Source organism: Trueperaceae bacterium, assembly GCA_031581195.1.
Classification (GTDB): Bacteria; Deinococcota; Deinococci; order Deinococcales; family Trueperaceae; genus SLSQ01.
The window spans coordinates 1-7,493 of sequence record JAVLCF010000113.1; the positions used below are offsets into that span (position 1 = coordinate 1).

The 7,493-nt window shown below is 77.5% G+C and carries 6 protein-coding genes; 3 read left to right on the plus strand and 3 right to left on the minus strand.

Features of this window, described 5'->3' with window-relative positions:
- On the plus strand, positions 1–590 hold a 590-nt coding region (locus tag RI554_09600; protein MDR9392268.1), incomplete at its 5' end, for a glutamine--tRNA ligase.
- An 18-nt stretch (positions 591–608) separates the two neighbouring features.
- Here the strand turns inward: RI554_09600 and RI554_09605 are convergent.
- On the minus strand, positions 609–1,652 hold the full coding sequence (locus tag RI554_09605; protein ID MDR9392269.1) for an SIS domain-containing protein: 1,044 nt from the start codon (positions 1,650–1,652) through the stop codon (positions 609–611).
- A gap of 71 nt (positions 1,653–1,723) precedes the next feature.
- On the opposite strand from RI554_09605, the gene RI554_09610 reads away from it, so the two are divergent.
- A complete protein-coding gene (locus tag RI554_09610) occupies positions 1,724–3,163 on the plus strand; it encodes an NAD(P)/FAD-dependent oxidoreductase (protein ID MDR9392270.1) in 1,440 nt (479 codons plus the stop codon).
- Positions 3,164–3,229: 66 nt separating this feature from the next.
- Entirely contained in the window at positions 3,230–4,072 is an 843-nt protein-coding gene (epsC, locus tag RI554_09615) for a serine O-acetyltransferase EpsC (protein ID MDR9392271.1), read from the plus strand.
- Here epsC and RI554_09620 read toward each other — a convergent pair.
- Both RI554_09620 and RI554_09625 read right to left on the minus strand, forming a co-directional pair.
- Positions 4,012–6,930: a UvrD-helicase domain-containing protein gene (locus RI554_09620; GenBank protein ID MDR9392272.1), complete on the minus strand. Its 2,919-nt coding sequence runs from the start codon at positions 6,928–6,930 to the stop codon at positions 4,012–4,014. The two genes, epsC and RI554_09620, sit on opposite strands and share 61 nt — an antisense overlap.
- The coding region (locus RI554_09625; protein ID MDR9392273.1) for a hypothetical protein at positions 6,927–7,493 on the minus strand (567 nt) is incomplete at its 5' end. The genes RI554_09620 and RI554_09625, both read right to left, overlap by 4 nt.

The following is a 7,493-nucleotide window of genomic DNA, read 5'->3' on the forward strand; positions in this document are numbered from 1 at the left end:
CACCGGAACCGGACAAGGCCGCCACCCTCGACGCGGCGGGCCGCGACCGCCTGGCGCGCCTCGAGGCGCTCGGCGTGGCGCACCGCGACGCCGCCCGCCTCGCCGAGCACGCGGGCGCCACCGGCCTCGTCGAGGCCGCCCACGGCGCCGGCGCGGGCGCCTCCGCCGAGGCGCTCGCCAACTGGGCGCTCAACGAACTGCCGCGCGCGTTGAGCGACGCGGGGGACGTCGACCTGGCCGACGCGGCCCTGACGCCGGACGGCTTCGCCGACCTCGTCGCCCTCGTCGAGCAGGGGACCGTGAGCGGGGCGACCGGCAAGGCGCTCCTCGCCGAACTCGTGGCGGAGGGCGGGTCGGCCTCCGAGCGGGTCGAGGCGCGCGGTCTGGCCCGCATCGACGACGCCGGCGCCCTCGCGGCGACCGTGGCGGAGGTCCTCGACGCGCACCCGGACGAGGTCGCCAGCTACCTGGGTGGCAAGGAGGGCCTGATCGGCTTCTTCGTCGGTGCCGTGATGCGCGCGACCGGAGGGCGGGCCGATCCCGCTGCGGTGCGCGAGGCGCTCACCGCCGCCCTCGACGCGCGCCGCTGAGGCGCCCCGGGGGGCGCCTCAGCGGGTCTGGGTGACCTTGCGCAGGTGGCGCGGCGCGTCGGGATCGAGGCCCCGCTCCAGCGACGATCGAAGCGCCAACCACTGCCCCACCACGACCCCCAGGAACGCGTCGGTGATGGGGTCGCGCCCCTCGGGAAGGGGGATCGGCGTCGTCGCCTTGGCCAGCAGGTCGGGGTCGGCGGAGACGACCGTCAGGTCGGCGGAGGCGTCCACGAGCCGGTCCGCGGCCTCGCGCTGCGCGGGCAGGGTCGCGTCGCACGGCGCGAGCATCCACACCGGGTCGCCCGGCCCGAGCGAGGCGATGGGGCCGTGCTGGAACTCCGCGCTGCTGTAGGCGTGCGCATGCAGGTAGGCGGTCTCCTTCGTCTTGAGCGCGACCTCCGCGGCCGGACCGAACGACGGTCCGCGCCCCAGGACCACCAGCCGGTCGCCGTGCGTCCACCGGACCGCCGCCTGGTCGATCGCGCGGGTGTCGCGCAGCAGCGCCTCGATCGCGTCCGGGACCGCCGCCAACGCCGCGTGCAGGGCGGCGTCGTCCGCCCACGCCGCCACGACCCGGGCCAGCACCATCATTTGGCTGGTGAACGTCTTGCTGGCCGCCACCGACCGCTCCTCGCCGGCGTGCAGCGACAACGACCAGCGCGCGCCGCGCGCCAGGGCGCTGGTCTCGGGGTTGGCGACCGCCAGGGTCGGGATGCCGCCCGCCTCGAGCGCCCGCAACGCCGCGACGACGTCCCGGCTTTCGCCGGACTGGCTGACGCCGATCCCCAAGCCGCCCTCGGCGCGCAGGCGGGCGCCGGCGAGCGTCGGGAGGCTCGGGGGGATCGACGCGACCGGCACGCCGAGCACGGTGCCGGCCACGCCCGCGAAGAAGGTGACGGCGTTGTCGCTGGAACCGCGCGCGAGGGTCAGGACCGTGTGCGGGTCGACGTGCGCAATCTCCCGCCCGACGCGGAGGACCGCGTCGTCGGCGAGGACGCGCCGCAACACGTCGGGTTGTTCGAAGATCTCGCGCTCGAGGTGGGTCGCGGGGGCGCTCATGGGCGTCACGCTACCCCGGGCGCGCATGCGGGACCACCGGCGCGGCCGGCCTGCGCGCGTACCCTGCGGGCGTGAGCACGCCCGACGCCATCGTCGTGGGCGCCGGCCCGAACGGCCTCGCCGCCGCGATCACCCTCGCGCGCGCCGGGCGGTCGGTACACGTCCTGGAGCGCGCCGACGACGTCGGCGGCGCGGCGCGCACGCACCACGCCACCCTCCCCGGGCTTCGCCACGACGTCGGGTCCGCCGTCCATCCGTTCGGCGTGACGAGTCCGGCGTTCACCGCCTGGCCGCTGGCGGAGTACGGGCTCGCGTGGGTGCATCCGCCCCGCCCCCTGGCCCACCCGCTGGCCGGCGCCCCCGCCGCGACCCTGTTCGCCGACCTCGACGCGACCGCGGAGGCCCTGGGCTTGGACGCCGACCGCTGGCGGTTCCTGACCGGCCCCCCCACCCGCACCCTCGACGCCCTCGCCCCCGACGTCCTGGGGCCCCTCCTGCGCTGGCCCGCCGCCCCGCTGGCGCTGGCCCGGTTCGGGCTGCGCGGCCTCCCCCCGGCCACGTGGGTCGCGCAGGGGTTGCGTACCCCGCACGGGCGCGCCCTGTGGGCGGGCCTGGCGGCGCACGCCGCCCTCCCGCTGGGGGCGCCGGCGACGTCCGCGCCTGCGCTGTTGCTCGCCGCGATGGGGCAACGCGTCGGGTGGCCGTTCCCGCGCGGCGGGGCGGGCGCGCTCGCGGGCGCGCTCCGCAGCTACCTGGAGGCGCTCGGGGGGCGCGTCACGACCGGCGTCGAGGTGCGCGACCTGCGCGACCTCCCCGACGCGCCCCTCCGCCTGCTCGACGTGACGCCGGCGGCGTTCCTCGCGATGGCCGGGGAGGACCGCCTCCCCGCGCGCTACGTGCGGGCGCTTCGGCGCTACCGGCCGGGCGAAGCGGTCGTGAAGCTCGACCTCGCGGTGGAGGGGGGCGTCCCCTGGCGCGACCCGGCGGTGCACGAGGCGGGCACCGTCCATCTCGGGGGGTCGTTCGAGACGATCGCGGCGGCGGAGGCCGACGTCGCGAACGGGCGCCTCCCGACGACGCCGTACGTGCTGGTCGCGCAGGCCGGCCGCTTCGACGCGACCCGGCGGGCCGGCGACGTCGAGCCGCTCTGGGCGTACGCGCACCTCCCCCGCCCCCTCGCCGGCGACGGCGACGCCATCCGCACCCTGGCGGCGCGGATCGTGGACCAGCTCGAGGCGGCGGCGCCGGGCCTCCGCGCCCGCCTTCGGGCGCAACGGACGTGGAGCCCGGCGGACTTGGCGGCGGACAACCCGAACGTCGCGGGGGGCGACGTCGCGAACGGCGCGCCGACGCTCCGTCAACTCGTCGCCCGCCCGAACCTCGCGCGGGTGCCGTACGCGACGCCGCTGCCCGGCACCTACCTGTGCAGCGCCGCGACGCCGCCCGGACCGGGCGTGCACGGCATGGCGGGGGTGCGGGCGGCGGAGGCGGCGCTCCGGCGCGAGGGGTGAGGATCCGCCCACGATCCGCGATGCGCGGCACACGCCGCCCGCCCGGGGCGCGCTAGGGTTCCCGGCGTGAGCGAGTCCGAACGCATCGACGCCTTCGTCCGCGACCGGTTCGCGGCGTACGAGACCCTGACGAGCTGCCCCCCACCCCGCGAGGTCGAGGCCTGGTTCGACGACCTCGCGGGGGTCCTCTTCCCCGAGCACGCCACCCGCGCGCACGCCGACGCCGCCGCCTTCGCGGCGTTCGTCGCGGAGCTCGAGGCGCGCCTCGCGCACCTCGTCGAGCGGTGCCCGCGCGGGACGCCGGACTTCGCGCAGCGCGTCGCGACGGCGTTCTTCGCCGACCTCGGCGAGCTGCACGCCGCGCTCGAGCTGGACGTCGACGCCGCCCTGCGTGGCGACCCCGCCGCGCAGAACCGCGACGAGGTGGTGCGCACCTACCCCGGCGTGCGCGCCATCGTGGCGCACCGGGTGGCGCACGCCCTGTGGCGCCGGAAGGTGCCGTTGATGGCGCGCATGATCGCGGAGTACGCCCACCGGCACACCGGCATCGACGTGCACCCCGCCGCCCGCATCGGCGCGCGCTTCTTCGTCGATCACGGGACCGGCGTCGTGATCGGCGCGACCGCGGTCGTCGGCGACGACGTGAAGCTGTACCAGGGCGTCACGCTGGGCGGCTTGAGCGTCCGCAAGGCCGACGCCGACGTCAAGCGGCACCCGACGCTCGGCGACCGCGTCGTCGTGTACGCCGGCGCGACGGTGTTGGGGGGCGACACCGAGGTCGGGCACGACAGCGTGATCGGCGGGAACGTCTGGTTGACGCGGTCGGTGCCGCCCCACACGAAACTGACCTACAAGGCGTCGCTGCGCGAGGAACCGACCCCCGACCCGGACGTCGTCGAGGTCGGTTGACCCCCGCCGGGCCGCGCCGCCCACGCGGCGTCGAGGTCGGCGGGATCGAAGGGGTACGTCGCGCCGTCGCGGAGGTTCACCAGGCGCGCGACGGGGTCCACCCCGAGGGCCCGCCGGACCGCTTCGCGGTAGGTCGCCAACTGAAAGGCGTACCGCCCCGGGCGCATCGTCCGGTCGGTCTTGTAGTCGTCCAGCGTCCACACGCCGTCCACGAGGTACAGCCGGTCGATGACGCCCTGCCACACCTGACGACCGTCGGGTAGGACGACCGGCCACTCGCGGAGGTCCCGCGTGCGCGCCTCGAGGGGCGGGAGCGGACCGCCCAACAGCCCGCGGTACGTCCGGAGCATGGCGCGCACCTCCTCCAGGAGCCGGGCCTGCTCGTCCGGCGCGTAGGGGAACATCACCTCCTGCGCGCGGAGGAGGTCCATCTCGGCGTCGTCGTCGGGGTCGGCGTCGCGCCGGATCGCGTCGTGCAGGAGCGTCCCCACCGCCACCGCCTGGCCGGGGAGGCGTCCCGCCTCGTGCGCGGCGCCGGGCGCCAGCGGTTCGGCGGGCGGCTCGACGTCGCCGGACGCCCGCGGGGCGGAGGGGGACGGTGGTTCGTCGTCCGCGTCCCCCCGCACGCGCGAGGGGCTCTCGACCGGCGGGAGTTCCCCCTCGGGGAAGGCGGCCCGCGTCCACGGGGCCTCCGCCAGGGGGGCGCCGGCGGGTCCGCCCTCACGCGACACGTCCTCCGCGTCCGCGGAGGACGGCGGGGCAGAGGACGGCGGGGTGGAGGACGGCGGGGCGGCGGCCGGCGGCCCCCCGCCGTCCTCGGGGAGCGGGTGGACGGCGAGCACGATGCCGTCCTCGTCGCGGGGGGCGGCGTCGGGCCCGACCCGCATCGCGGCGAGCGACGCCGCCCACCCCTGCGGGCCGCGGTCGGGCACGCTCCCGGTCAGGATCAGCACGGTGCGCGCCCGCGACGCCGCGACGTACAACAGCCGCGATCCCTCCTGCCGAGCGCGCTCCAGGTCGGCGGCGCGGGCGGCGTCGAACCCCGGCCCGCCGGGCAGGTGCACGACGCCGTCCACGACGTGGAGGGGGTCGGGCCGACCGCCCCCCTGGGCCCCGACGTCGGCGACGGCGACCAGCGGCCACTCGAGGCCCTTCGACCCGTGCACCGTGATCAACGTGACGCCGTCGCCGTCGGCGGGGACGTCGCCCGCCTCCTTCGCGCGGCGCGACAGCAGATCGAGGCGTTCGAGGAGCACCTCGAGTTCGCCGGGCGGGCGTTCGGCGACCTCGAACAACAGGGCGTCGACGTTGTCGCGCTGGCGCGCGTCCAGGCGATCGACGAACCGTTCGCCGTCCAGGAACGGCTCGCGCAGGAGCCGACGCAGCGCCCCCAGCGGGCCGGCGCGGACCGCGTCGCCGGTCGCGTCGACGCGCTCCGCGACGTGCGGATGGCCGTCGCGGAGCGCCGCGACGGGGTCCTCGGCGCGCACCACCGCATCGATCGCGTCCGGCGTCATGCCGCCGAACGGGCCGCGCAGCCACGGCGCGAGGCTGGGGCCGGTCGGGTCGATGCCGACCCGGAGGGCGTGCACCAGGTCCCGGATTTCGCTGCGTTCGTAGTAGCCGCGGCCCTGCCGCAGGACCGCCGGCACGCCGTGCGCCGCGAGCGCCGTGCGGACGCGTTCCAGGCCGGCGTAGTTGCGGGCGAGGACCGCCATGTCCGACCAGGGGATCGCGTCGCGTTCGTGGGCCGCTCGAAGTCGGTCCGCGAGCACGGCGGCCTCGTGCGGCCGTAGGTCGTCCAACCGGGGCGCGCCGGTCGCCCAGTGGATCTCCACCCGCCCGTGGACGTCCGCCTGCGCGCCCGCCGCCTGGACGGCCGGCGCCTCGTCGGGACCGAAGCCCTCCCCGCGGCCCGCGAGGCTGCGGGTGAGGGCGTTCAGGAAGCGCGTCACGAGGACCGCGTGGCGGCGGGTGTGCGTGAGCGGCTGCAGCGCCTCGCCCGCCGCGAGCGCCGCGCGGAACACCTCGACGTCCGCCTGCCGGAAGCCGTAGATCGATTGTTTCGGGTCGCCCACCACCTCGACCTCGACGCCGGCGTCCTCGAGGGCGGCGAAGAAGCGCCCCTGGACGGGGTTGACGTCCTGGTACTCGTCGACGATGACGTGCGGGGCGCGCGCGGCGAGGCGGGCGCGGGCCTCGGGCACCTCGACCAGCGCCAGGGCGCGACGCTCGATCTCCGACGGCGCGAGGCGCGCCGCGCCGATCCGCGCCTGGTACCGCGCGTACGCCGCGCGGTACAGCGCGAGCAGGTCGGCGGCGTCCGCGTCGCCGTCCGCCGGGGTCAGGGTCGGCGCCAGCGAACGCTGGCGGAACAGGATGCCCGCGCGCTCCGCCGCCCGCCCCGCGAGGCGGGTGGCGGGCCCGTGCAGCGGGTGCTCCGGGTCCTCGGCGAGGAGCAGCACGCCGGCGAACTCCTCGTCGAACGTCGCCTGCGCCTCCCACGGGGGGAGCGTCCCGAAGGCCGGATCCAGGCCGAGGCGGGGCGCGGAGAGGCGCAGCCCGAGCGCCATGAAGCCGTGGATGGTGGTCAACGTCGCGCCGTCGCGTTCGCGGCGGGCGCGTTCGACCGCCGGCCGGGCGTCGGGGTCGAGGGCCACCAGGTCGAGGTAGCGGCCCTGCTCCAGCAGCACGTCGAGGCCTTCGCCGACGCGTTCGCGGAGCTCCGCCGCGGCGGCGCGGGTGAACGTCACGCCGGCGATGCGGCGCAGCGGCGTCCCGGCCTGGATGGCCTCGAGGAAGCGCGCGACGAGGCGCGTCGTCTTGCCGGTCCCGGCGGAGGCGACGCGGACCCTCACCGGACGCCCTCGCGACACAGGTCGAAGACGGGGCAGTCGCGACACGCGAAGCCCGGGGTGGCGGGCACCGCGCCCGCCTGCCAGCGCGGGAGCGCCTCGCGGACCTCGCGCACGGTGCGCTCCATGCGGCCCCAGACCTTCCGCACGGGGCCTCGTTCGGGCCAATCGACGGGCGCCTCCCCGACCGGCCAGAGGCGGAAGCGCACCGCGCGCACGTCGCGCCGCGCCAGCAGCTGCGCGGCGGCCCACCCGAGCTCCGGGTGGGCGTCGACGGCGGCCTCCGCCGCGGCGTCGTCGTCGGCGCGCCCGGGCGCCAGGAAGCGCACCAGGGTCGCTTCGCCCGCCTCGCGCCGGGCGGCGTCGAGGCGGGCCGGGACGCCGGTGTCCGCGTCGCGGAGCCGGACGGCGAAGGTGTATTCCGCCAGCACCTCGGCGTGCCCGTCGAGCCACGGCGCGTACGCCGGGTGGTCCTCCCCCAACGCCCGGAGGTCGGCGGGCGTCCAGACGTCGCGCGCCAGGAGGGCGCGGCGGAGCTCCAGCCAGGGGGGTGGGGCGTCGTCGCG